Raw genomic sequence first — 26,039 nt, 5'->3', positions numbered from 1 at the left:
GAACGGCGCCTGCCACAAATCACAACATGATAGGATTATCCAAATTAATGTCAACCTGGAAAGACAAAAGCAGCAAGCCGAACAGCTACTTAAAAGTGAAGAAGGGGTTGCCAAACGAAAGAAGCGGTGCTTCGATGTCGAACCTGTGTTCGGTAATATAAAAGCCAACCACGGTTTTCGTAGGTTTATGCTTCGCGGCAAACAAAAGGTGGAAATCGAGTGGGGATTGATCGCAATCGCCCAAAATATCAGAAAAAGAGCAGCCTAGGCAGGCTAAATCCTAAATAATAGCTWAGAAAGCCTTTWAGCTTTTGATGAAGGATATCGACCGATAATTTTCTGCCCGAATAATTCAAACGAAAGAGGGTGCCCCGGTTTTAAATTGAGACACCCTCTTTTATAAACGCTGACCGGCTACCGGCTTAGAGTGTTCTCTTTACTTCACGCAGCTCGAAGCTCTCGATGATATCGCCGATTTCGATGTCGTTATAGTTTTTGACACTCAAACCACATTCGTAACCATTTCTCACTTCCTGAACATCGTCTTTGTAACGTTTCAAAGAGTCGATCTCACCTGTGTAAAGAACGATACCGTCGCGGATTACGCGGATCTTATTACTGCGTTTCACATATCCGTCAGTTACGTAGCAACCTGCAATCGTACCTACGCGGCTAATTTTGAATACTTCACGAATTTCGATGTTACCAGTGATAATCTCTTCGATAGTTGGAGCGAGCATACCTGTCATCGCATCCTTAATCTCATCGATAGCCTGGTAAATCACAGAGTAGTGACGAATTTCGATCTGATCCTGCTCGGCCATTTTCTTCGCATTTGAAGAAGGTCTTACCTGGAATCCGACGATAATCGCATCCGAAGCAATCGCAAGGTTCACATCTGACTCAGAAATCTGACCAACCGCTTTGTGGATAATGTTAACCTGAACTTCCGAAGTAGAAAGTTGCAGCAGTGAATCGGAAAGTGCTTCAACAGAACCATCCACGTCACCTTTTACAATCAGGTTCAATTCACGGAAGCTGCCAATTGCCTTACGACGGCCAATTTCTTCAAGCGTAATGTGCTTGCGGGTCCGGATGGATTGCTCGCGCTGGATTTGCTCACGCTTGGTAGCAATGTCGCGGGCGTCGCGCTCATTCTCGAATACATTGAACCTGTCACCAGCTTGCGGTGCTCCGTTAAGTCCAAGAAGCTGCACCGGTGTGGAAGGTCCGGCGGTTTTCAACCTTTTACCAAGGTAATCCGTCATTGCCTTCACTTTACCATAATGCGAGCCTGCAAGAACCACATCGCCCACTTTCAATGTACCTGTCTGAACAAGGATAGTAGTTACATAACCACGTCCTTTATCAAGAGATGCTTCCACTACCGTTCCGACAGCTCTGCGGTTTGGATTAGCTTTCAATTCCAGAAGCTCTGCTTCCAGCAATACTTTTTCAAGCAACTCGTCGATACCCAATCCAGATTTGGATGAGATTTCCTGGGTCTGGTATTTACCACCCCATTCTTCAACAAGCAAGTTCATATTAGCGAGCTCCTCACGAATTTTCTCGGTATTGGCTCCCGGTTTATCTACTTTACTGAATGCAAATACGATTGGTGCACCTGCTACCTGGGCGTGATTGATTGCTTCACGTGTTTGAGGCATTACGCTGTCGTCAGCTGCAATCACAATGATAACAACATCCGTTACGTTCGCGCCACGGGCACGCATCGCTGTAAATGCTTCGTGACCTGGTGTATCGAGGAAGGTAACCTGTTTCCCGGTCTTTGTTTTTACACTATATGCTCCAATGTGCTGGGTAATACCTCCGGCTTCACCGCTCGCTACGTTCTCCTGACGGATATAGTCAAGCAGCGATGTTTTACCGTGGTCAACGTGACCCATAATTGTAACAATTGGTGCTCTTTCAACCAAGCTTTCTTCATCATCAACTTCTTCCTGAACATCGTTCTGAACCTCTTCCTCCGCAGAGATGAATGCAACTTCAAAGCCAAATTCATCAGCGATAAAAGTAATTGCTTCCGCATCCAGACGCTGGTTGATCGAAACGAACATACCCATGCTCATACAAACCGAAATAACTTCCTGAACTGTAACGTCCATCAATGAAGCCAAATCGTTTGCGGAAACGAATTCCGTTACGCGCAATACTTTTGTTTCCTCATCACCGAAGCCATTTGCATCGTTTTGGTCTGCTCTGTCACGGCGACGGCCGCCTTTTCCACCACGTGCCATATTTCTGGTGTTCCCACCGCCCATACGCGCCATTGTGGCTTTGATATTATCTGAAACCTCCTTATCAGAAACTTCTTCGCGCCTGCCACCTCTACGGTTATTGCCGGCTCCGCTTCTGTTGTTGGTGTTTGTATTGTTATTTGGTCTTGCATTTGCCTGGCCTGTTCCCGGTGCGGTTGTACCTGTTGCCGGTGTGCCCGGACGTGCTGTATTCGATGCACTTCCTTCACGTGGTCTGCCGGTGGTAGCGTCACTTGCAGCAGGTGTTGCCGGTTTGTTATCTCCTGGCACGGCAGCTCCGTCACGGATCCGCTTTCTCTTTCTGCGACGCTTTTTGTCAGCAGCAGTGTCGCTGGATGCAACAGGATCTTTCTTTTTCGCTTTATCAGAAGGAAGCTCAATCTTTCCAACTACACGCAATCCGCGCAGCTGTTCTCCGCGTGCTTCAATCAGCTCAGACCCCGCTGGCTCACTTTCAGCAGCTGCAACCGGAGCGGCAGGTGCTGGTTTGGCAGCTTCAACAGGTTCCGCGCCTGGTGCGGGTTCAGCCGCCGCAGGAGCAGATTCCTTTTCTGGTGCAGCTGCTTTCACAGTCTCAACAGGTTCAGGCGTTTTCTCTTGTTTAGGCTGTTGCGGCTCTTCAGATTTTTCAGCCACAGCTGCTGCCGGAGCAGGCTCTTCCTTAGGTTGCGCTGCCACAGGTGCGGGCGCAGTTTCCGGCTCCTTCACAGGTGCCGGAGCAGGTTGAGTTTCTTTGGCTACGGGCGCCGGCGCTGGTTCAGCTGCAGGTTTTTGTTCTTGTACCGGTGCGGGTGCTGCTTGTGCAGGTGCCTGACGTTTCTGGTCCAGATCAATTTTCCCAACTACCTTAATTCCCGGCAGGCGGTTTTCAAAAGCGGGCTGAGCCGCGGCAGGAGCTTGTGGCTCTTCTACCGGCTTTTCCTCTGCCTTCTGCGCATTGCGGAAATACAAGATTCCGTCAACATCGCTTTTAACTTTATCCTCTTTTATTTCAACAGGAGCCTCTTGCGGCGCAGCAGGTTTCTGAGACAATGACGAACGCAGGTCATCGGATTTGAAATCTTTCGCCAGAAACTCAATTTGGTCGGAATTAATTTTGGTATTCGGGTTTGTTTCCACCTTATACCCTTTGGCAGACAGATGATCCACGATCGTAGTTATTCCCACGTTCAGGATCCGTGCCACTTGGCTAAGGCGCATCATTTTATCTTCTGCCATATTAGCAATTAATAGAAAAAAAGTTTTGCATTGTGGCAGTTTCAATCACAGCGATTGATGCCGCCAATTTTTATTATTCAAATTCTTTACGAAGGATTTCCAGTACTTCTTCCACCGTAGCTTCTTCGAGATCAGTTCTTCTTACAAGTTCTTCTCTGCTCAGGGCAAGTACGCTTTTCGCTGTATCCAAACCGATCTTGTGCAGCTCGCTGATGATCCATTCATCGATCTCATCAGAGAATTCAGTCAGGTCAACGTCTTCATCATTTTGTTCTTCAACATCCCGGAACACGTCAATTTCCATTCCAACCAGCTTACCTGCCAGCTTAATGTTCTGACCGCCTTTACCGATCGCAAGCGAAACCTGGTCAGGTTTCAGGAACACCGAAACGCGTTTTGCATCCCTGTCAATCTGCATAGAGCTCACTTTCGCGGGACTTAATGCTCTGCTGATCAACAATTCCAGGTTGTCAGTATAGTTGATTACATCTATGTTCTCGTTTCCAAGTTCACGTACAATCGAATGGATCCTCGATCCTTTCATACCTACGCAGGCACCAACCGGATCGATTCTGTCATCATAAGATTCTACCGCTACTTTCGCGCGCTCACCTGGTTCACGAACTACTCTTCTTACGGAAATGATACCATCATAGATTTCAGGTATTTCTACTTCAAAAAGCCTTTCCAGGAACACTGGTGACGTTCTTGACAAGGTAATTTTAGGAGAACCGTTGTTCATCTCTACCTTGTGTATTACTGCTTTGACAGACTCTCCTTTACGGAACCGGTCTTTCGAAATCTGCTCATTGCGGGGCAGGGAAAGCTCATTTCCTTCCGAGTCCATGATAATTACCTCGTGGCGTAGCGTCTGATACACTTCCCCGGTAATCATTTCACCAACCTGATCCTTATATTTCTCGAACATGATTTCTTTTTCCATGTCCTTGATCTTTTGGATCAAAGTCTGACGGGCAGTTTGAACGAGCCTGCGGCCGAATTCTACCAGCTTTACTTCTTCTGCAACTTCTTCTCCCACTTCAAAGTCACTCTGAATCCTGCGTGCTTCTGCAAGTGGTATTTTATTGTAATCCCAGATATCCTCCGAATTATCGTCAACGATTTCGCGGGTACGCCACATTTCAAGGTCACCGCTTTCCGGGTTGATAATCACATCGAAATTATCGTCTGTACCATATTTTTTACGAATCATCGTACGAAAAACCTCTTCTAAAACACTGATCATCGTCGGGCGATCGATGTTTTTAGAGTTTGCAAACTCCGCGAATGATTCAATTAATATTCCGCTATCCATTGCTTATTTAAAGAATATTTGCTGATACTAAGTTATACATATTATGTCATTGATTACAAGCCAGCTCCGGCATTCGGGCCTGTAAATCTATTTAAATGAAATTTCAACCAGTGCCTTCGAAATGTCGCTCAGGGCGATGTTCCGGACCAGCTCGCCGGGTTCAACAGGAACCTTTGACTTTTTCTTCGGCAGCGGCAGCTCAATTGTGATGTCCTGCTCGTTTACCTCATTTAGCTTACCGGTTATTGCCTCACCTGTTTTCAAAGTGACTTTCAGGTTTCTGCCAATATTTTTGGTGTATTGACGAGGCAGGATCAATGGATGATCCAGGCCAGGTGAAGAAACTTCGAGTGTGTAGGCCTCAGTAATGAGATCCAGCTCTTCTAGCTGCTTGGCCAGCTGACGGCTGATAGAGGTGCATTGCTGGATAGTAATGCCCTGGTCACTGTCAACAAGTATCGTTATTTTTTGGCTAAGCTTGGAAGGTTTGTTGATGATGTCAACCAAATAACAATCACCTTTTTCCAGCAGAGGAGCCAGTAAGACTTCTAAATGTTCCTTTATTGTCATGAAAGACCTTAATGCAAATAAAAAAGGGGATTAATGTCCCCCTCAATCAATCGATCAAAATAGAATTGGATGCAAATATATAACTATTTTATCACAACTACAACTGACAGCAACTCTTCAAAATTGATATACAGTGCCTATTTTTGTGAAAATTCGATTTTGTAATGAGAGGGTTGTCAAAGTTTTTGTGGTTTCTATATAAGTGTTTTGTCTTCTACACCTTCCTTGTTTATGGATTGATTTTGTGGACTCCTTTTGATGGTTGGCTTGCCGGCTTTATGATGATGTCCTTTCCGGTCTTGATGATCGTGCACATCGTTTCTGTGCCCGTCTGGTTTTTGATGGATAGAAAGAAGGCGCTCCTGCCAATTGCCGCTGTTGCAGTCGGCTGTATTTTCCTGCCGCGCACTTTTGCATTTGGTAGTGAGGACACTGCAGAAGTTACCAGGCAAAAAACCTTCAAGGTCCTCGGCTACAATGCGCACACATTCATGCTCAACGGGGATCGGCGTAATCCGGAAACGAAGGAACAAATCGCAAGCATGAAGGAATGGATCGCTTCCACCAATGCGGATATCCTGTGCATACCTGAATTCTACGATGAAGATGTCAAGCTGTTCCGCACCACTGAGTATTTCAGGAAGCAAGGATACCGCCACTCCATTAAGTTTGAAAAAACCAGGAAGCGGGACAAAAGCCAGTATTTAGGTCTCGCACTATTTTCAAAATATCCCATCGTAAGTCAGCGTGATACTATTTTTCAGGCGCAAAATGGAATGATACAGGCTGATATCAAGGTAGGTCAGGACACAGTGCGGATAATTGCGCTCCATTTGTATTCAATGACTTTGAACCTCAGCAGGCTGGCACATCAAAAGAAGATGGAAGGGATGATGAAAGAAGGCAAGTTTACTGTCGGGAAAATGAAAGATGGGTTCAAAAAGCGTTCGGAAGAGTTGGTAGCTTTACAGTCCTGGGCGCACGATTCACCCTATCCCGTAGTAATTTGCGGCGATTTCAATGAGATTCCATATGGATATGTATATGGAAAATTGCGCAAAGATCTTGCAAATGCATTTGAAGAAAAGGGGAGTGGTTTTGGCTTCACTTTCAATCACATTCCATACTTCATCCGGATCGATCACCAGTTTTATGACGCTGGGAGGCTGGATCTCCTCAATTTTACCACACATAGGAACATCAAGTATTCAGACCATTATCCTATTTCAGGCACTTACAGGTTCACCGACCGATAATTTCCAACCGTTACGCTTCCCGGATTCAAAAGCGGCCCGCATTTAGGGGAGCTACATTGCCCATTCTTCTTCTCACAACCCGCCATTTAGTTAAGGCAATGTAGGTGCTATGCAACGTGTTTAGTGCCCCACAGCCACATTCGCCTCATTTTCCTTCAAAAAAGCCTCGGCACCTGATACCCGGTACAGTATTTGCTATGGTCGCGTGCATTCATCAACTTAAATCATGGGAATATGGAAAAACAAACCAACAACGATTAGGGTACTATATTGATATATACCCAGTCACCTTACACGCTCTGCCACGCATTTCTGGCAAAGTGCCTTTTTCCGGCACATACCAACTATTTTCTTAAGCTATTTAAATCCTGAAGAGTTATGCAGATCCAATTACCGAGTAACCTGGTTTGTTTTTCCCATTTACGCTGGGATTTTGTTTATCAACGCCCCCAACACCTCATGAGCAGGTTCGCCACTGAATCTGAAGTATATTATGTAGAAGAGCCGATTTTTGAAAAAGATGTTGTTCCCGCGATGGTAGTCAGCAGGAGGTTGGACCATCTTTGGGTTTGTGTACCCCACTTACCGCACGGTCTGAGCGCCGAGCAAATCAATTTCAACATCCATAAGCTGCTGGTATCCATGCTGGCGGATGTAGATATGTCAGATTGTATTTTCTGGTATTACACGCCCATGGCGCTGAAATTTTCAGCCGACTTCGATCCCGCCTGCATTGTTTACGATTGTATGGATGAGCTGTCTGCATTCAAATTTGCACCGGCGGAGTTGCGGCAGCTTGAAAAAGACCTGTTCGATTCAGCTTCTGTGGTATTCACAGGAGGGCAGTCGCTGTACGAAGCCAAGCAGCATCAACACGACAACATTCATCCATTCCCAAGCAGCATTGACAAGCAACATTTTCTGCAAGCACGAGAGGAATGTGAGTACCCTGCGGATCAGGCTTCTATCGAAGGATTCAAACTGGGCTTCTATGGGGTGATCGATGAAAGATTTGACACAGACCTGATTGCCCAGATTGCCACAATGCGCCCTGAATGGCAGATTGTATTGATTGGTCCGGTCGTTAAAATAGATCCTGCCATGTTGCCGAGAAATCCCAATATCCATTACCTCGGATCAAAGAGCTACGAAATGCTGCCCAAATACCTGGCTGGCTGGGATGTAGCCTTGATCCCTTTTCTGCTGAATGAATCGACCGTTTTTATAAGTCCGACAAAAACACCTGAGTACCTGACCGCAGGCAAGCCGGTAGTTTCAACTGCTATACGCGATGTGATCTCAGGATATGGAGTAAATGGTGCAGTGTCCATTGCCAGAAATGCAGGGGAGTTTGTACAGGTTATTGACGGGCATGTTGCCCAGCTTCCAGGAGCAGACTGGCTCAAATTCGTGGATGGTCTGCTGGAAGACAATTCCTGGGACAATACATTCAAGCAAATGAAAGAGTTGATTATCGAAAGTGCAAAATCAACGGAGATCATCGAGCTTTACAGTTCGAAACTTCCGGTGCAGAAGACTGTCTGAAACTGGGCGTAGCATTAGTACTTTACGCCCAGGCTGTCCAGCTCTTTAAGTGAAATGGTAGGAGGGAAAATGCCCTGATCAAGCTTTTGAGTGACCAGGGTACCCGTTTTTTTTGCAAGCTCTTCGGAGCGAAATCCATTGTTACCCGGAACTCCCGGGATTGTTGCCTGCTCGATCACAGGAATTGTATCCTGATAAATCCGGTAAGCCCAGCCGGTCTCTTTCTGAAAGGTTTCGACCCTGAAAGAAGACCGGCCTTCGCCGGTGAAGCTGCTGCCTTTTTTTGAGAAAAGCAGGTAAGCTGCAACAGCGAAGGCCAGCAAACAAATTATTGTAACGATACTAGTTTTCTTCCTGATCACTGGTTATCGTCATCATTTTTAGCGGCAGTAGGATCAAATGCCCAGAAATCATCTCCTCCTCCTGTACCAGATGAACTTCCTGTTCCGAAGTAAATCAGATTACCAATTGAAAAACCTGCGGCATAACCTCTTCCCTGGCCTTCAAACTTTGCTCTCTCAACCCAGCTGTTAGATCCCGGAGTGAATTCCCAAACATCTGATTTGCCATCTCCACCGATAATGTAAGCCTTGTCTCCAAGCGCAAGTGCAATCGCATTGAATCTCGGTTCGAAGTTCTCTTTCACGTCATCATTCGGGAAATCAACGCGTGTCCATCCGCCTTTTCCGCTGCCAGCAGCAGGGTCAAAGCTGTAAATGTCGTTTGTTGCAACCGAAGAATTGCTTCTTCCGCAGCCTACGTAACCTTTTCCGCCAATTGTGAATGCGAATGCACCTGCGCGTTTACCGCCGATGAAAGTCGCCATTTCAGTCCATTTGTCTGTGGTTGGATTGTATTCGTAAAAATCCTGGTAGTAGTTGCTTCCATTGTAACCCAACCCAACATAGCCTTTATTATTGACTACGAAAGATGTCGCATACTGGCGCGTTCCGGGGAAGTCAGCAATTCCTTTCCACTTGTTTGTAGCAGGATCGAATTGGTAGAAATCTTTTTTATAACCGTTGTCAATTGTTGTTACATTATCATAACCTGTACCAACATATGCTTTTCCGTCAATCACGAATGCAGTTGCATCATTGCGGCCTGTTCCTGGAAAGGGAGCTACCTGCGACCAAATTTTATCAGAAGCATCGAACGCCCAAAAATCCTTAACCCTCGCAACTGTCTCATTCGTGTAGCCTGTTCCCACGTAACCAACATCACCAATCACGAAACTTACAGACCTGGTCCTCGCCGAGCCACCGAAGCTGGGAAGGTCTTTACGGAACCAGTTTCCCTGTAAATCTGCCTCCGGATCATCATCCTTACAGCTGATCTGAGCAAATGCAAGTGAAGCAACTAGAATGGCTAACGAAGTCTTTTTTAAAGTATTAAACATGAAAAAATATAGTTTGACGAATTGTTACAAATGAATACTGATAAAATCTTTCAGGGCTGAGTGCCTGCGCGGATAAAGGTGTTTTTACACAAATTTTTTGCAAACATAATATCTTCAACCTGCTAAGTAAAAATAATAGGGTCTTTTTTGTCCAAAACTTTACCGGTCAGTTACTTTTAACGCAGATACGTTCAGGAATGTTGCCAGCCTCGTTCTGCGGCTTTCTTGTGACAACTTTTATGCGCATTTAGTTGAAATAGCTTTAACTGAAATCGCGTTTGTAATTAGGTCTGCCACTTTTTTGCCGGCCTTGGCGTATAGATCAAAAAGCCCTTCGAAAAGCAATACGTACTGCTCCGCTTGTTTGTTGCAAGTCACGGTCACTTTTGATAACGGCTGCTAATTGTCACACGCATATTGTAAATAAGCTTACATATGGTAGTTTTGCATTTTTTACTGTCTTGCTCTCAATGAAATTCAAGTCTGGTTATTTAAAAGGATTCTTTAAGGCCTCTCCACTGCTATTTATATTGGGAATGTCTGCTTCCATGATTGCCTGCGATCCCACAGGTGATGAAATCGGAGCATTGGTACAGCCCGACCCTGACGATTTTACCGTTGGTTTTACTGATACCGCGAGGGTGCAGCTTTCTACTGTTATTACTGATTCTGTGATGACTGGTTCGGCCGGCCGCATGCTGGTAGGACGGTTTACTGATCCTTATTTTGGGAAATTGCAAGCCGCCAGCTTTTTCCGTCCTGCAATTAACAACGGGCTGAATCTGGCTCAGGAAGCCGTTTATGATTCGCTGGTGCTATCCATGTATTATGATACTTATACATACGGCGATACTACCAAGCCGATGAATCTGAGTATTCACAAATTGCAATCAGATATCGCTGACAAAGGCGTTTATTTCAGTACAAACAGCACTCCTTACGATGCCGTGCCACTTGGTAAAGTGAAGCTTGCACCCCGCCCATTAACGAGCAAGAGATTGGTAGTCAGGCTGTCGGATGTATTAGGAAATGATATTTTTTCCAAAGCCAAAGCCAATTTGATACCTTCCAACACGGAATGGATGAATCTGGTAAAAGGATTATTGATCAGAGGAGCTGCGAATGATGAAGGAGCGATTGTAGGTTTCAGGTCAGATAGCGCGGCAGTCAATATGTATTTCCATACGCCACAGGTAGATGGAATAAAGCGAGATTCAGTGGTGATACGGAACTCCGGGATTTACAATCAGGTACTTAGCGATAGGACAGGCACACAGATTGCCAACCTTCCTGTTACTAAACGAATTTCATACCCTACTTCCCAGACTGGTAACAATGCATTTATACAAGCTGGCACGGGTATCATGACGCGCATTGATTTGCCGACGGTTCGTGACTTGCGAAATCAACAGTACATAGCGGCAAACCGGGCATTCCTGAGAATTACCCCGAAAAGATTTTCGGTGACTGACCAGTTTAAAGCGCCGCCTACACTGTACGCATATCGCGTTGACAGAAATAATGAGTTCTATCTCATATCCTCAGGTGAGGCCGGAGGCTTTCCACTACCGCTCTACACACTTGCTACAGCCAATCAACGGCCTGTTCCTGTCAAGGCACCGTACATTACGGATTTGTTTACCAACAAGCAGTATTATCTCCTGGATATAAGCTCGTACGTGACTGAACTGTTAACCAGCGAAACTGGTGAGATCGGCTCACTTGTGCTGCGGACCTCCCCATTTAATGAGGGGGCCAACCCTGCTTACCCGGCTGAAAATACTGAATTTACAAACTCATTCAATCGGTTGATTTTTGGAGATCAGCAAAGTGATGAGCCAGGCGTGAAACTGGAACTGTATTTCACCAAGATCACACCTTAATTGTTATAGTACTTAATAAGAAAGCCTTGCTGATCAATGTATTAGCAAGGCTTTTTTATTGACAGTTGTCTCAATTCAAGGCTCTATATCAAGCGCTTTGATTTCGGCCTTATACTTCTCAGGCAGGATCAGCGCTTTTAAGAGCCAATCCATTTTCAGGCTTCTGCTTACCTGATATAATCCTAACAGCGGGCTTAACAACGAGAATTTTCTGAATGCAAGGAGCTCCTTAACCCGCGGAGGAACTACGAGGGTTTGTGCTTCTAACAGTATTCTGTAACGGACGCTACCCAGGTGTTTTTTGTATTGTTTAAATAAATCCTCCGTATAGTGGCTGCGTGCCAGGTTTCGTGATAAATGTTCCTGTCGCATTCGCTGCCATTCTTCAAAACCGAGCGGTAGCGCATGTACACCCATTCGCCTCCCCACTTTGTAAAAAACATCAAAAACTTCCTGCTTTTCAACTATGGTTAGCTTCCGTTCCAGCACCTCGAAAGATCGGATCGAGTAGTCAATAAGCATGAACAGCACATCCCGATAAGCTCAGTCCGGAATGCTTTGGCCTCGTTTTGCTTCTACGCCCGCATGTATCGCCGCCATGGTGTCAATGGCACGATATGCGGATTCCTTTTCAGAAAAGACAATTTTACGCGCATAAGAAACAGTGGAGAAGAGTCTTCCCAGCGGATCAGACGGAAGACGGTTTGTAAAGTACAGCCAGTCCACCGCCTTGCTGAGCGCGAATTCAGCCGCTGCGCCGGCGAAAATGAAGAGGATAGTGTCGCTCTTTCCCCATATTTGTCGCACAATCGAGTGCTTTTCAACAAAATAGTCCATACCTGTAAAACGGAAAAACCTGCCGGAAGTATCTCACATCCATTTGATAATGAGATTAAAGTCTGGTCTGGTTATTTAAATAAAACCACGCTGCTCAGCGCGAGCGTATCAGGGAAGCAAATTTACCTTCAACGCCCAACGGGCAACCAATCAGCTATGGAAATTACATCAGATTCTTCGTGGGCAAATGCACGTGACCAGGCCGCACTCAGCGGCTTTTTCGAAGAATACAGAGTTAGAAGCGCCGAAATTGAAGCATTATTATCATTAATTCAAAAACAACCTGCTCTGCAGCACGGTACCTATCACTGGCGTGCCATTTCCGAAGATGGAACAGACTTCCGGCTCTCTGGATTGTCAGACGAGCAGGATACCTGTGTACTGGCCTGGTCGCGGATTTTCGAAGCAAGTGAGATCCTGTGCGTCATTAACTTACACCGTAGGAAAGAAGCTGTCGTATACGTGACGGTCGACGATGGGCTGCATGCTTCCGGTACCAGGATGAACCGTATGCTTGGGCCCGGCTCCATTCCCGGCGAGTTGAATGTAGAAGACCGGAATGGGAAGTCCATCAGACTTACAATCCCGCCACGCGGTCTTGTGATGTATGGATAGGCCTTAGTTGAGTTGGCACAATTCAGCAATACAGGGATATGCTCCTTGAAACCGCATACAAATTTATCACTACCCGGGTGAATGGAATTAACCAGCTAGTCGAACAAAAATCTTAGTTGTGTGAGGTGAGTGATGCGCCACCAGTTGCGAGGGAAATCCGACAATTGGTGGCCTTTTTTATACTACAAATCCCGCCTTCTTCAACCTGTGCAATGCTTTCTACAACTATTTGCAATAGCGGGCCAATATCTTACAGTGAATGAGGTGTTTCGAACAATTCTAATTTATCGTAGTGTTAAAGACAAGGCTGTGATTAATCCCATTTTAACCCGTATATTTCTACAAAATCTACAAAGTAATTTTACGCTCCTCTATAAGCATGAAGCTGCGCCTTTGCCCGTTAATTTGTGCCCTGCTGATACAGTTTGTTCCGTTGCTGGCATTTACACAAGGCAGACCCATTCATTTCCGTCATCTTACTACCGAAAGCGGACTTACAGACAACAATGTCAACTGCATATTTCAGGATTCAAAAGGTTTCATCTGGATAGGTACAAATGGCGGACTTAATCGATATGACGGGCATGAATTCAAGAGCTACCAGAATGAGGAACGCGATAATACCAGCTTGAGTAACAATGCGGTGACGGGCATTGCAGAAGACAAAGCCGGAAATATATGGGTAGCAACAAGCGGCGGCGGGCTGAATGTACTTGACAAGGGCAGAAAGAAATTCAAATCGTTTCTGTCGGACTATCATCATAAGAAGACGATCGCCGGGAATTTTGTCAATCGCATTGCCTTTGACCAAAATGGAAAATTGTGGCTCGCTACCACAGGCGGGCTCGACTGTTTTGACACGGAAACAGGTACTGTACTAACCCAGTATAAATTTAATCCTGCCCATCCAGGTAGCCTGAGCGGAGATAATGTTAACACCGTTTTCTGTGACAGCCAGAACAACGTCTGGGCGGGGACTTCAACAGGTTTGAACCTGCTTGATCGGAAATCGAATACATTTAAAAAATTCACTTACCAAAGCGGAAATGCGGCTTCCCTGTCAGGGGACGATGTGCGTGCCGTTTTTCAGGATTCGAGGGGAAATATCTGGGTAGGTACCTATCAGGCCGGGCTCAATCTTTATCAACCGGAAAAAGGTACATTCCGCCGCTTCCGGCACGATCACGGCGATCCTGCCAGTCTGTCTAACAACAGCATCACCAGCATCAATGAAAGCGAAGGCGAAATCTGGATCGGTACCGAAAACGGTGGGCTGAATATTTTGGATGTTAAAGACTGGACATTCACCACGCACCTGCACGACGAAATTGACCTGAGCAGCGTAGCCGGAAACTCGGTGGACTGCATTTACCGCGATCGCCAGAACAACTTGTGGCTCGGTGTGTTTAGCAGCGGGGTGAGCATTTATAAAAAGAGTAACGGATTTGAGCATTTCAGGCGCAATGCTTCTAAAAACAGTCTCACCAACAATGCGGTACTCTGCTTTTATGAAGACGACGAGGAGAAAATGTGGATCGGCACAGATGGGGGAGGCTTAAACCTTTTCGATATCAAAACCCAGAAATTTATAGAGGATCCGCGGCTCGCTTTGGCAAGGAATGCAATCAGTAAATTTGTACTCGCGATTGTACCCGACAAGCAGCAGAAATTATGGATTGGTACCTGGGGCGACGGCTTTGCCATTTTTGATCCCGAAACAGGAAAATCAGAGGCATTTCGAAGCAAAAAGAATGCAGCTAACACATTGTACTCCAACAATATTTACGCCATTGCGCATACAGCCGACAACCGGGTTTGGCTGAGTACATACGGTGAGGGACTGGATGTTTTTGATCCCGTGAAAAAGGTTTTCAAGCACTACCTGAGTAATCCCGAGGACCCTAAGACACTCTCGGATAACACGGTAGACTGCTTTCTTGTCGATAGAAAAGGCAATTTGTGGATGGGGACGGATGAAGGTCAGCTTAACCGCTACGATCCAGCTTCTGATTCTTTCACGAGATTTTCCATTTCTGAAGGCCAGCACCTGTTCAATGGCGCCATTAACAGCATTACCGAAGATAAAAGGGGCATTTTCTGGCTTGCTACGCTCAAAGGTTTGATCCGCTTTGATCCTGCAACCCAAAAATTTAAAAAGTATTCGGCCAAAGACGGTCTGATCAACAATGCGACACAGGCTATTGTGGAGGATAATCGCGGCATGCTGTGGATCAGTGCATCGGGCGGACTTTCCCGACTGGATCCGCGTAGCGAGAAATTTGAGGTATATCCCGTAGAGTATGGTTTGCAGGGACGCGAGTACAAGCAGAAGGCTGTTTACAAAGATCGGAATGGGAATATTTACTTCGGCGGCGTAAACGGTTTTAACAAATTCAATCCCGCCGCAATCCGCCGCGATCACGGAACTTACCCCATTGCTATTACGAATCTCAGAGTATTCAACAGGAATGCAAGTGCAGTTGGCGCCATGAATATGACGCCCGTGATCGATGGCGACATTTCCGACGCAAGCAAAGTGATCTTGTCTCATGACCAGTCTTTTATCACACTCGATTATGCCGCGCTGGACTTCATTTCCACGCGCCGCAACTATGCCTATTTCCTCGAAGGTTTTGACAAGGACTGGAATTTTGTAGGTAACAAAAACACCGCAGTTTACACCAATCTCCCGGCGGGTAAATACCTGTTCAAGGTAAAAGCGCAGAATATATCCGGCGAATGGGTGACGGCGTCGCAGAGCCTTATCATCAGGGTCAGGCCGCCGTTTTGGGCTACGTGGTGGTTCCGTCTGTTGGGCTTACTCCTGATCGCTGGCATCATTTATCTGGTTTATACCATCCGTGTCAAGTCCATTGTAAAACAAAAGGCAACATTGGAGCGGCTTGTTGAGGAGCGCACGATGGTTGTGCAGCGGCAGACAGAGGAACTGCACGCACAAGCCGACCAATTACAGGCATTGAATGAAGAGCTGCAGGCGCAATCGGAGGAACTGCGTACCCAGACAGAAGAGCTGTACGAGCAACACGAAGAGGCACAGCAGGCGCGGGAGGAAGCCGAGCGGGCTAATCAGGCAAAAAGCATTTTCCTGGCGACTATGAGCCACGAAATCCGGACGCCGATGAATGGCGTAATCGGTATGACGGCGCTACTCTCGGAGACGCAACTTACTGACGAACAGAAGGATTATACGAGAACAATCGCCGCCTGCGGTGAAACGCTGGTTAACGTGATCAACGATATTCTTGACTTTTCAAAAATCGAATCCGGGAAAATCGACCTGGAAGACTACGAATTCGAACTGCGGCCGAGTATCGAGGAAATGATCGACCTCTTTGCATTGACAGCCTCCCGGAAAGGAATCAGCCTGCGGTACGAAATTGATCCGGACGTTCCCCATTTCCTGGTAGGAGATAGCCTGCGGCTGAAACAGGTATTGACCAACCTGATCAGCAACGCCGTCAAATTTACATCTTCGGGGGAAGTGACAGTACTGGCCTACCTTCATTCAGAACCCGACAGGGGACAAGTAGGGGTCGGCTTTACCGTGAAAGATACAGGCATTGGCATTCACAAAGATGGTCTTTCCAGCTTGTTTAAGGCGTTTTCTCAGGTCGACTCCTCGGTCAACCGTAGATATGGCGGTACGGGACTCGGGCTTGCCATTTGTGAAAGACTGATCCGGTTAATGGGCGGCGCGATCCGGGTCGAGAGTGATTACGGAAAAGGCTCCTCATTCCACTTTTACATTACTACGGGCTATACCAACAAAGTTTCGGATGACCGCAAGAGCCGGATCGCGCAGCAAAGCGATGCCAGGGTGCTGGAAAGTGACTTTTCGTCCCAGTACCCGCTCCGGATCCTGGTTGCGGAGGATAATCAGGTAAACCAGAAATTCATTGGATATGTACTGAACAAACTGGGTTACGAAATCCTGATTGCGAATAATGGGCTGGAAGTGCTCACGTGGCTCGCAAAGGGGCAGTATGATGTAGTACTAATGGATGTACAAATGCCTGAAATGGACGGTTTGGAAGCCACAAAAATCATCCGCAAGGAAAATCCTTCAAAACCTTACATCATCGCACTCACTGCCAATGCGCTGATCGAGGACAGGAATAAGTACCTCAGCATCGGGATGAACGATTACATGGCCAAGCCGATGAAGCTGGAAGAGATCAAGGAAGTATTAAAGAAAGCTTTTACCAGGATTCACCAGTCCCGGCTGGACGTTCTCTCCGGCCGGGTTTAGTGTAATCAAATGCGAATTTGCTGGTCCTCGTCGTCGCTGATCAGTTTATACAAATTCTCTGCATAACGATCGTAGGCAATGAAGATATCGGGCTTGACCATAAACTCCCGCGCACCCAGGCCAACGCATTTCTCCCTGGTCGAGGATACCGAAGAAGTTGAGGTAATGATCACGGGGATTTGGGGGAAATTGGCTTTTACTCCTGTGATCACGTCATATCCGTTTTTGCCCGGCATGTTGAGATCAGAAAGGATCAATTCCGGCAGAGTGTCGGGTTGGCCGTTTAGCCACTCAAATAGCTGATCGCCGTTGCTGAACTCGCCTATAATGTCAAAACCTTTGAAAGCGTTGAACGCATCTGCCATAAAGAAGCGCTCATCCTCATCGTTTTCAACGATAGCCAGTTTGTACTTCTTCATATGTTTACAATTAAAGATTGTGGGGTCTGTTATAATTATTGATTGTGGGGTAATACTACAAAAAAGGTCGTTCCATTTCCTTCTACTGACTCGGCCCAGATTTTACCGTTGTGCCGCTCAACTACCTTTTTACAGATCGCGAGACCAACACCTGTACCCGGGTACTCACTTGAAAAGTGCAGCCTTCTGAAAATCTCGAAGACCGCTTCCAGTTTTTCCCGTGGGATACCAATCCCATTGTCAGTGATCATGAACCTGACCCGGTTATTTTCCTCTGAACACTGCACAGAGATCTCAGGCGCGCGGCCCCTGGTAAACTTCAATGCATTCCCAAGCAGGTTTTGAAACAACTGCACCAATTGCACGCGGTCGCCGCGCACGCTGTCTACATCTGACTGCAACGTTACCTTCGCGCCGGAAGCTTCAACAGAATCATTCAGGTTTTGGATAGCGGCGTGGAACAGGTCCGCTACCTTAACTTCTTCCTTGATCAGGTCAGACTTGCTGATATGTGAGTAATGCAAAAGGTTATTGATCAGCTCCTCCATACGTTCGGCGGCGGCGATACCTTTTCCGATGTAGGTTTTCATATTCTGAAACTGGTCCTGCTCTACATTGCGCGCCATTAAATGCAAAAAGCTCTTCACAGTCCGCACCGGCTCTTTCAGATCGTGTGATACAATGGCCGAGAACTGTTCGAGCTCTTTGTTTGCAGCCGACAGTTCATCATTCGCGATCGATAATTCACTTGCGAGTTGCCGGTACCTGTTACTGCTTTCCTGCAAAGCCTGCTCACCAAGCTTCCGCTCCGTCAGGTCGCGGGTAACCTTTGAAAAGCCTGACAGCCTGTTTTCCTGGTCGTACACTGCGGTTATTACAATGTTGGCCCAAAACCGGGTGCCATCTTTACGAAGCCGCCAGCCTTCTTCCTCATATTTACCTACCGCCCGGGCTATCCGCAGCTCGCGTTTCGGCTTATCATTGATAATGTCCTCTTCGGGATAAAAAATGGAGAAGTACTTGCCGATCACCTCGTCTGCGGCGTAGCCTTTAATGCGCTTTGCGCCTTCATTCCAGCTCACGATCCGCCCTTTTTCGTCGAGCATGAAAATACCGTAATCGGCCACCTGCTCTACCAGTGAGCGGTACCTGGCTTCACTGTCCCTGAGTACTTCTTCGTCTCTCAGGCGACTCGTGAGATCGCGCGTCACCTTTGAAAAACCGACTAATTTATTTTGATCATTAAACAATGCAGTCAGTACCACGCTGGCCCAGAATACCGAGCCGCCTTTCTTCACGCGCCAGCCTTCTTCCCGGTAAATACCCTGCTGCTGTGCAATGCGCAGCTCGTTTTCTGCTTTTTCCGCGATCAGGTCGGCGGACGTATAAAAAATGGAGAAATGTTTGCCGATCAGCTCGCTGGCAGAATAACCGTGGATTAGCTGCACGCCTTCGTTCCATGTTAAAATATACCCTTCCGGGTCGAGCATGAAGATGGAATAATCCTTTACAGCCTCCACCATCAACCGGAAACGCTCTTCGCTGGCCTTGGTTTCGAGCCAGCGGTTTTTCCGCTCGGTGGTATCGCGTAACAGCACCGTAAATCCGGAAAGCTTGCTATCACCGGCAAAAACAGGGGAGAGCGTGGCCTCGGCCCAATATCTTGTTCTGTCTTTCCGGCGCCTCCATCCCTCTGAAACCCATTTGCCATTCTGAACGGCCATGTTCAGCTCGTGCTGGAATTTGATGGTGTCTTCGTGATCTTCGTCCAAAATGAAAAACGGCCGGTTCTCAATCTCGGTCGCGGCGTAACCTGTGATCCTGCAAGCAGCCTGGTTATACGAAAGAATATGACCGGCTGCATCGAGCAGAAAGACTCCTTCCGGAAGGTTGTCAAACAAAATACTGCTGTTTGGTGTCATGCTTATTGTACTGAATGCAAGTATTTAAATGAACAAAATAGATTACAAATTCCGCTTTACTCCACTTCCGTGCTCGTCTCGGCCACGAGACTTTCCTGCAATGTGAGCCTTACCCTCGTCCGCCGCTGGTCGGATTCCATATACAGCCCTATATCCAGCAGCGACGCAATTTCCCTGATCAGTATCAGCCCGATACCCGCGATTTCCACGGTCTCCGCCAGTTCACTTTCGCCATTGGAGTGTCCGTTTGCATTAAACCATTGTACCAGGAGCGCCGGTACGCTGTTCCCACTATTTTCAAGCTCGATAAGTACCGTCTCGTTTTCAGCCGCCGCTTTGATCCGGATGTTTCCGTTACGGGTGTATTTGTTTGCATTGTCAATCAGGTTGTGCAGCACGATTCCGAGCAAATTGGAGTTGCTCATTACAGCGATTTCGGGATCAATATCAATGTGCAGCGTATTGTTTTTTGTCCTGATAATACCCTCAAAAAGCTCTGCCTTTTCCGCGACCAGTTCCGCTAAATTGACTTCATCAGAAATCGCCAGCTTCTGCTGAACAGGGATTTTGGTAAATTCCAGCAGGTTTTTTACATAGCCAAACATTTTTTCAAGCGACTGATGAAGCTCCTGGCTGTACTGCGCCACAGTTCCATAATCCTTGTTTTCCATCATCCGGCAAATCTCCTCCGAAATAATAACCAGGAAATTGAATGGGCCGCGGATATCGTGTGTAATGGATGCAACAATGCGCGACTGTACGTAAATCTGATGTTCGAGTTCCTTCTGGGATTTTTCGAGAGAAACCAGCGCCTGCTGCAATGCCCGGGTCCGTTCCACGACGGCCTGTTCAAGCAGCTTGTTTTCAATCCTGACCCGCTCCATGGCGAGCCGCTCATTTTCCTTTCGCTGGCGGCGTGCCTCGCTATCCCGTTTCAGGTAATAGGCAGCCGGAATGAGGATAATGCTCATGAGAATCCCGCGGCTCGACAGCATCAGTATCTTGATACCCAACGGGTTTTGCGCAGTCCGGAATGGAAAGTCTTTGAAAATGGGATTGAATGTAAAATAGAAAACGTTGGACAGCAGGCAGCAGCAAAGCAGCGACAGGATAAGACCCTGCCAGCGCGCAAACCTTTGCTGGATGTAGTGGATGCTGTACCAGCACGCCAGACTCATTAAAAAGATGACGATCTCCGAGCCGATCAGATTAACCGGGTCCGCCCATTGACCTTCCGAAATGCGCGCGGGCAGCACGAAAAGCGGAATCGAGATGGCAACTATAATACCTGCCTTATGAAGATGCTTGTTCATTAAATACTTGGGATTACTTACTCTACTTCTCCTGCATTTATCTTCACAAACAGTTCCATGACACTTGTAACCTGTGTTTTTTCAAAAATCCTGGCCTTGAAAGTGCTGACTGTACTTCCGCTGATATTCAGCATGTGCGCAATTTCTTTTGTCCATTTCCCCTCAATTAGAAGGTACATGATTTCCCGTTCGCGGGCAGATAGACGCACTACTGCTTTCTTGCCCTGCTGCGCCTGTTCAAGCAGCTTGCTTTGTACATGCTCGCTCACGTACTTATTCCCGTTCATAACCGACGAAATAGCGGCCATGGTTTCTTCTTTTGAGGCTGTTTTGGACAGATAACCATCTGCGCCGGATTGCAGATAGCGCCGCGCATGCTGCTCTTCATCCAGGGAAGAGCAGACCAGAATGGCTGTTGCGGGATGTTTTTCCCGGATCAGCACCGGCATTTGTGTGCCCATTCCGCCGGGAATGTTGATGTCCAGCAGAACGAGATCGAATTGATGCTCACCCATTGCTCGCAGTGCTTCTTCAAAGCCTTCCACTTCATGGATGCTAACATTTTTGTCGAGCTCCTGCAGCATGAGCTTCAAACTCATGCGGATCAAAACATGATCTTCAACAATCAGCACTTTATTCATGAATCATCCCGGCAATGTCTGATTGCGGTTTATGCTTAATTGGAAAAGTCATAACGTAACCAGATAGAAAGTGAGTTTTCTGCACCAAAGTAGTACTAAAATGCAATTTCGCCAACAGGTAAGTTAAGCCGGCTCAAATCAGTGCAATTCGATTCCGGTTTAATTCCTACAACCTGACGGAATACTATCAAATGCCAATTTAAAACTGTTTAATAATTTTCCAATAGAATTCCTGCGGCTAGCTTCTGTTTGTCAGATATTTACACTTAATTCAAAAGCGGTTGAGAGAAATACCCCAACAGATCTTCTATGAAAAAATTGCTACGAACTCTTTCCTTTTTATTGCTTCCATTGCTTTCAGCCGTCCCGCTTTTTGCGCAGGTTTCTGTCGAAGGTGACATCCAGGCATTTGTCACACAAACCGGCGCGCAGGTTACCATCGACAAAGCGACCGGCTCAATTAACTTTCTTCACTTCCCCTTGCAAAACCCTTTTCAGCCCAGCGGCGGCGATGTGGCTTCCAAATCTGCCAATTTTTTCAAGGAAAATGGCAAGCTGCTGGGCATGCGGGCCGGAGAGGACGATTTCCGTTTCCGCGCCGAAAAGCAGGGTAACTTCGGTTTGCAGACAGTCACATTGGAGCAGACTTACAAAGGTGTTCCCGTGTTTGACGGACTGATGAAATTTCACTACGCCGGGAACCTCGGACTTACAACGCTGAATGGTAATTACATAGCTGACATCAAGGTTGATCCTGTTCCCACGCTCAGCCAGGCAGATGCCGAGCGTCTGGCAATCGCCTATGTCGGCGGAAAAGGTGAAAAGCCGGCAGACAGTCCGCTGAGGGCGCACAGAAGCTCCATTTATATATTTCAAAAAGGGCTTGCCCAGGGTTACCGAGGCGAAACTTTCCTGGTTTACGAAGTGGAAGTCCGTGACGATGCCGACCTCCGCGAGTTCCTGTATGTGGAAGCCCACGACGGCCGGTTGATCGAGCAATTTACAGGTACGCACGGCATTCAGCGTACCCTTTATGAACGCAGCATTACGCCGGCCAACATCAAGTGGAATGAAGGAGACGCTTTTCCTGGTACGCTGGACATTTGGCAGCGCTCGGAGGTAGAAACATCCGGTTTCATTTATAACCTGATGAAAAATACGTTCGGAAGGATTTCCTTCGACGGACTGGATGCGCCGATGATTACGGTGAACAACAATCCGGCTATCTCTTGCCCGAACGCAACCTGGAATGGCGTAAGTGCCAACTATTGTACCGGTATCGCAACGGACGACATTGTAGCGCACGAATGGGCGCACGCCTACACGGAATATACAAGCGGGTTGATCTATGCCTGGCAGGCAGGCGCCATGAACGAGGCGTATTCAGACATTTGGGGTGAGACAGTCGACCTGCTTAATAATTACATGGACGATGGAGAGAGTAGTACCTCTGTCCGGACCGGATGCAACAGCTCGACGCGCTGGCGGATGGGGGAGAAGGCCAGCGTATTCAACGGGGGATTGCGCGATATGTGGTCGCCGACCTGTCTGGGCAGTCCCGGCAAAGTGTCGGATCCCGAGTTTCGATGCGGCAATGGGGATAATGGTGGAGTGCACTTCAATAGCGGGGTACTCAATCACGCCTACGCATTGCTGGTAGACGGCGGCTCCTACAATGGGCAGACGATCACCGGAATCGGACTCACAAAAGCCGCTCACATTTTCTGGCACGCCCAATCCGAGTACATGACGCGGACTACCGACTTTGCCGCACAGGCAGATATCCTGGAAGCAGCAGCTTCCGATCTGCTAGGGCAGCCTCTTACCGAGTTGTCCACCGGCACAGCCCCGGGAGGTACCTCGGGCCAGTCGATCAATAACTCGGACCTGACGCAACTTGCAAAAGTAATAGCAGCGGTGGAGCTTCGGCTGGAAGCTTCGTGCAGTTTCCAGACCATTTTTCAACCGGCTCCGGCACTCTGTGAGGGTGCAAAGCCGGGTTTGGCGATTTTTACTGAAGGTTTTGAAACTGGACTAGGCTCATTCACCACAGGATTTGCCACTACTTCGTCTTCTCTTGTCACAAAAGCTTGGGTACAAACAGCAGGTCCTGATGGTCACGAAGGAAAAACGGCATTTGCATTGAACTATGCAGGAGGCAATTGCAGTGCATCTTCTCAGGAGGGTGTAATCTGGCTGAGGAGCCCTCAGATACCGATTCCCTCGGGAACAGCCGGTAACCTTCATCTTGCATTCGACCATTACGTGGCCGTGGAGCCGGGAGCGGATGGTGGAAATATCAAATACAGTGTAAACAAGGGCGAGTGGACACTTGTGCCGGCCTCCGCTTTTACTGCAAATCCCTACAATAATGTCATTCCAAAATACCTGAATCAGAACAGTACCACCCTTAATCCATTGACAGGACAACCTGTATTTTCGGGTACGGACGACGGATCAGTTTCGGGTTCGTGGGGACAAAGTCAGATCGATCTCACTGCGCTGGGGATCCAGCCGGGCAGCTCGGTACAGTTTAGCTGGGAGTTTGGAACTGATCAATGCGGCGGTTACGACGGCTGGTATGTTGACAATATCAGTGTATTTACCTGCTCCATTACACCCGCCGTACATTTTGCCCTGAATGATGCGACGGTCAATGAAGGAGAAGGCAGTACTTCTTCCGGCTGCCTGAATTATGTTGACAAGAAGATCAAAATACAGATCGACAAAGCGCCTTCCGCGCCTGTCACGCTCACATTCAACAATCCGCAGGGTTCGGCAAAACAAGGCGCCACTGCGGACTATACCATTTCACCGGCGTCGGTAACACTGCAAGCCGGCACGCTCTCGGCAGATGTGACAGTGCGCGTTTACAATGATGCCTACGTGGAAGGTGACGAAACTGTGGATTTATCCTACCAGCTGAATGCCAATGGAGGCAATGCATTTGCAGCCAGCACGCAGCAGACTTTTTCATTGACGATCGTTGATGATGACCTGGCTCCGGGTAACTACACGGAGGAGCTGCTGTTTTCCAACTTTAACACGAGTCAGCAGGGGTGGCAGGTGACCAATGGAGGGACCAGTCTCAACACCTGGGCACTGGTATCGCCTTCCAGTCAGGCACTTGATCCTGCCGGGCGGCCATTTTTCAGAGTGATCGGAAATGATGTGGTGAGAACCGATCACGTGAGCGATGAAATACTTGAATCGCCTGCTATCAACACCCAGGGTAAGAAAAACATGGTTTTAACCTTCTCACAGGGCTGGCTGCCTTATGCCGACGGCGTGCCCGAAACGGGAATGGTGGATGTTTGGGATGGATCTGAGTGGCACAATGTGATGACAATCAATGAAGCTTCCGGTGCGTTGGGCAGTATTTTCAACGGAACCCCGGACAATCGAACAATCCAGATCCCGGATGCTTATGCCAATGTAAATATGCGGATCAGGTTCCATTTTGTCGCGCAGCTCAGCTTCCATTGGGCGGTGGACAATGTGAAGCTCACTGCTTCCAATTCCACGAATATACTTACGACCGTAAACAATGGAAACGGTGCCACTGAATACCTCGGCCCGAATGAAACCGCCGTGTTCTATGATCCCGAAAGCGGTCATATTATGGCGAAGATCAAAAACCTTTCGGCGCACGATTATGGTTGCACCACCGTCGAGGTCGACCGGGCTGGCACTGACGAAACTGCCTGGCTGGGAGATTATCAAATCACCAAAAAAACCTACAAAGTGACGCCTGCGATAAACAATCCTTCCGGGCGGTATGAGATCACGCTGTATTACAAAACGGCCGAGCTTCCTACATTTAATGGAGCCGATATCACTTCCATGGGAAAAAGCCCGGGTGCAATCGGGGCTGGTAATGTGGTCGGTACTTCTTTCGCCGAAGTGCAGGTAACTTCCGCTTTCAATACCGATCTTGCCTATACCTCGGTTTTTGATTCCGGCTTTTCGGGCTTCGGACTTTCCGACGCGCCGCCCGCCGGGTCTCTGCCCGTTACCTTGATTGAATTTTCGGGTACCCATGCCTCGGAGGGGAATGTGCTGACATGGAAAACTACTTCTGAGGTCGATAATGACCGTTTTGTTATCCAAAGCGCAACAGACGGTCGCAGCTTCCGGGAGATCGGCACAGTAAGTGGGCGCGGCTCTTCTTCTATCACGAATTCCTACCGTTTTACCGATCCGGAAATGCAGTTTTCAACTGTTTATTACAGATTAAAACAGCTGGATTACGACGGTACCGCGACGCACAGCAAAATCATTGCGGTTTCTGCAGACAAAAAGCCGAAGGTTAAGTTCTTCCCAAATCCGGTGAGTTCCGAATTGACAATGGAATTGCCCGATGTGAAAGACAAGTTCGTGCAGGTTTCAGTAGTTAATGCAGGCGGTCACGTGCTGATACCTGAGCACCAAACCAGATTGGAAAATGGAAAGGCTGCATTAAGCCTCGAAAAGCTTCCCGCCGGCATTTACCAGGTGATACTCAAAACGCAGTCTGGCAGCATCATTTCCCAGATCATAAAATATTAACCGGCTAAA

Annotated in this window: 18 protein-coding genes; 7 read left to right on the top strand and 11 right to left on the bottom strand. The window is 47.5% G+C overall.

Annotated features, from left to right (window positions below; all coding sequences use genetic code 11):
- Positions 1 to 268: transposase (locus ASG33_RS21575; protein ID WP_157474895.1), on the top strand; the 268-nt coding region annotated here is incomplete at its 5' end.
- Positions 269 to 422: 154 nt separating this feature from the next.
- On the opposite strand, the gene infB is transcribed toward ASG33_RS21575, so the two are convergent.
- The 3 genes from infB to rimP all read right to left on the bottom strand — a co-directional run bounded on the left by infB (position 423) and on the right by rimP (position 5,382).
- On the bottom strand, positions 423 to 3,497 hold the full coding sequence (gene infB / locus ASG33_RS21570; RefSeq protein WP_056290432.1) for a translation initiation factor IF-2: 3,075 nt from the start codon (positions 3,495 to 3,497) through the stop codon (positions 423 to 425).
- 73 nt (positions 3,498 to 3,570) lie between these two features.
- Entirely contained in the window at positions 3,571 to 4,812 is a 1,242-nt protein-coding gene (nusA, locus tag ASG33_RS21565) for a transcription termination factor NusA (protein ID WP_056290429.1), read from the bottom strand.
- An 87-nt stretch (positions 4,813 to 4,899) separates the two neighbouring features.
- Positions 4,900 to 5,382, bottom strand: coding sequence for a ribosome maturation factor RimP (rimP, locus tag ASG33_RS21560; RefSeq protein WP_056290426.1), 483 nt, complete (start codon positions 5,380 to 5,382; stop codon positions 4,900 to 4,902).
- Between the two features lie 278 nt (positions 5,383 to 5,660).
- Between rimP and ASG33_RS21555 the strand changes: the two genes are divergently transcribed.
- Both ASG33_RS21555 and ASG33_RS21550 read left to right on the top strand, forming a co-directional pair.
- Positions 5,661 to 6,638, top strand: a complete 978-nt coding sequence (locus ASG33_RS21555; RefSeq protein WP_229238784.1) for an endonuclease/exonuclease/phosphatase family protein — start codon at positions 5,661 to 5,663, stop codon at positions 6,636 to 6,638.
- Between the two features lie 459 nt (positions 6,639 to 7,097).
- Positions 7,098 to 8,183 (top strand): glycosyltransferase, encoded by a 1,086-nt coding sequence (locus tag ASG33_RS21550; protein ID WP_229238782.1) that lies wholly within the window; start codon positions 7,098 to 7,100, stop codon positions 8,181 to 8,183.
- A gap of 14 nt (positions 8,184 to 8,197) precedes the next feature.
- Here the strand turns inward: ASG33_RS21550 and ASG33_RS21545 are convergent, their stop codons facing one another.
- Together ASG33_RS21545 and ASG33_RS21540 are read right to left on the bottom strand one after the other, a co-directional pair.
- A complete protein-coding gene (locus ASG33_RS21545; RefSeq protein WP_229238780.1) occupies positions 8,198 to 8,506 on the bottom strand; it encodes a DUF4907 domain-containing protein in 309 nt (102 codons plus the stop codon).
- A 35-nt stretch (positions 8,507 to 8,541) separates the two neighbouring features.
- Complete coding sequence (locus ASG33_RS21540) at positions 8,542 to 9,582, bottom strand: kelch repeat-containing protein (protein WP_056290413.1); 1,041 nt, start codon at positions 9,580 to 9,582, stop codon at positions 8,542 to 8,544.
- 470 nt (positions 9,583 to 10,052) lie between these two features.
- Between ASG33_RS21540 and ASG33_RS21535 the strand changes: the two genes are divergently transcribed.
- Complete coding sequence (locus tag ASG33_RS21535; RefSeq protein ID WP_056290411.1) at positions 10,053 to 11,465, top strand: DUF4270 family protein; 1,413 nt, start codon at positions 10,053 to 10,055, stop codon at positions 11,463 to 11,465.
- A gap of 75 nt (positions 11,466 to 11,540) precedes the next feature.
- On the opposite strand, the gene ASG33_RS26235 is transcribed toward ASG33_RS21535, so the two are convergent.
- A complete protein-coding gene (locus ASG33_RS26235) occupies positions 11,541 to 11,987 on the bottom strand; it encodes a hypothetical protein (protein ID WP_310589217.1) in 447 nt (148 codons plus the stop codon).
- A 21-nt stretch (positions 11,988 to 12,008) separates the two neighbouring features.
- Positions 12,009 to 12,272: a hypothetical protein gene (locus ASG33_RS26230; RefSeq protein WP_310589216.1), complete on the bottom strand. Its 264-nt coding sequence runs from the start codon at positions 12,270 to 12,272 to the stop codon at positions 12,009 to 12,011.
- Positions 12,273 to 12,458: 186 nt separating this feature from the next.
- On the opposite strand from ASG33_RS26230, the gene ASG33_RS21525 reads away from it, so the two are divergent.
- Together ASG33_RS21525 and ASG33_RS21520 are read left to right on the top strand one after the other, a co-directional pair.
- Positions 12,459 to 12,917: an alpha amylase C-terminal domain-containing protein gene (locus ASG33_RS21525; protein WP_157474893.1), complete on the top strand. Its 459-nt coding sequence runs from the start codon at positions 12,459 to 12,461 to the stop codon at positions 12,915 to 12,917.
- Between the two features lie 379 nt (positions 12,918 to 13,296).
- Positions 13,297 to 17,187 (top strand): hybrid sensor histidine kinase/response regulator, encoded by a 3,891-nt coding sequence (locus ASG33_RS21520; RefSeq protein ID WP_056290407.1) that lies wholly within the window; start codon positions 13,297 to 13,299, stop codon positions 17,185 to 17,187.
- 5 nt (positions 17,188 to 17,192) lie between these two features.
- Here ASG33_RS21520 and ASG33_RS21515 read toward each other — a convergent pair whose 3' ends face one another.
- From ASG33_RS21515 to ASG33_RS21500, 4 genes are read right to left on the bottom strand one after another with little or no spacing between them, the layout of a single operon-like run.
- Positions 17,193 to 17,606 (bottom strand): response regulator transcription factor, encoded by a 414-nt coding sequence (locus tag ASG33_RS21515; protein ID WP_056290404.1) that lies wholly within the window; start codon positions 17,604 to 17,606, stop codon positions 17,193 to 17,195.
- Between the two features lie 35 nt (positions 17,607 to 17,641).
- Positions 17,642 to 19,528, bottom strand: coding sequence for a PAS domain S-box protein (locus tag ASG33_RS21510; protein WP_056290403.1), 1,887 nt, complete (start codon positions 19,526 to 19,528; stop codon positions 17,642 to 17,644).
- A gap of 56 nt (positions 19,529 to 19,584) precedes the next feature.
- Positions 19,585 to 20,841 carry a HAMP domain-containing sensor histidine kinase gene (locus ASG33_RS21505; protein ID WP_056290401.1) on the bottom strand — a complete coding sequence of 419 codons (1,257 nt, stop codon included), beginning with the start codon at positions 20,839 to 20,841 and terminating at the stop codon, positions 19,585 to 19,587.
- A 17-nt stretch (positions 20,842 to 20,858) separates the two neighbouring features.
- Positions 20,859 to 21,482 (bottom strand): response regulator transcription factor, encoded by a 624-nt coding sequence (locus ASG33_RS21500; protein WP_056290398.1) that lies wholly within the window; start codon positions 21,480 to 21,482, stop codon positions 20,859 to 20,861.
- A gap of 309 nt (positions 21,483 to 21,791) precedes the next feature.
- Between ASG33_RS21500 and ASG33_RS21495 the strand changes: the two genes are divergently transcribed.
- Positions 21,792 to 26,030, top strand: coding sequence for a M4 family metallopeptidase (locus ASG33_RS21495; RefSeq protein WP_082489356.1), 4,239 nt, complete (start codon positions 21,792 to 21,794; stop codon positions 26,028 to 26,030).
- Positions 26,031 to 26,039: the final 9 nt, after the last annotated feature.

The organism is Dyadobacter sp. Leaf189, from assembly GCF_001424405.1.
In the GTDB taxonomy this organism is placed as follows: Bacteria; Bacteroidota; Bacteroidia; order Cytophagales; family Spirosomataceae; genus Dyadobacter.
Note: the sequence above shows the minus strand (reverse complement) of the source record. Positions and strands in the feature narration are given on the sequence as shown.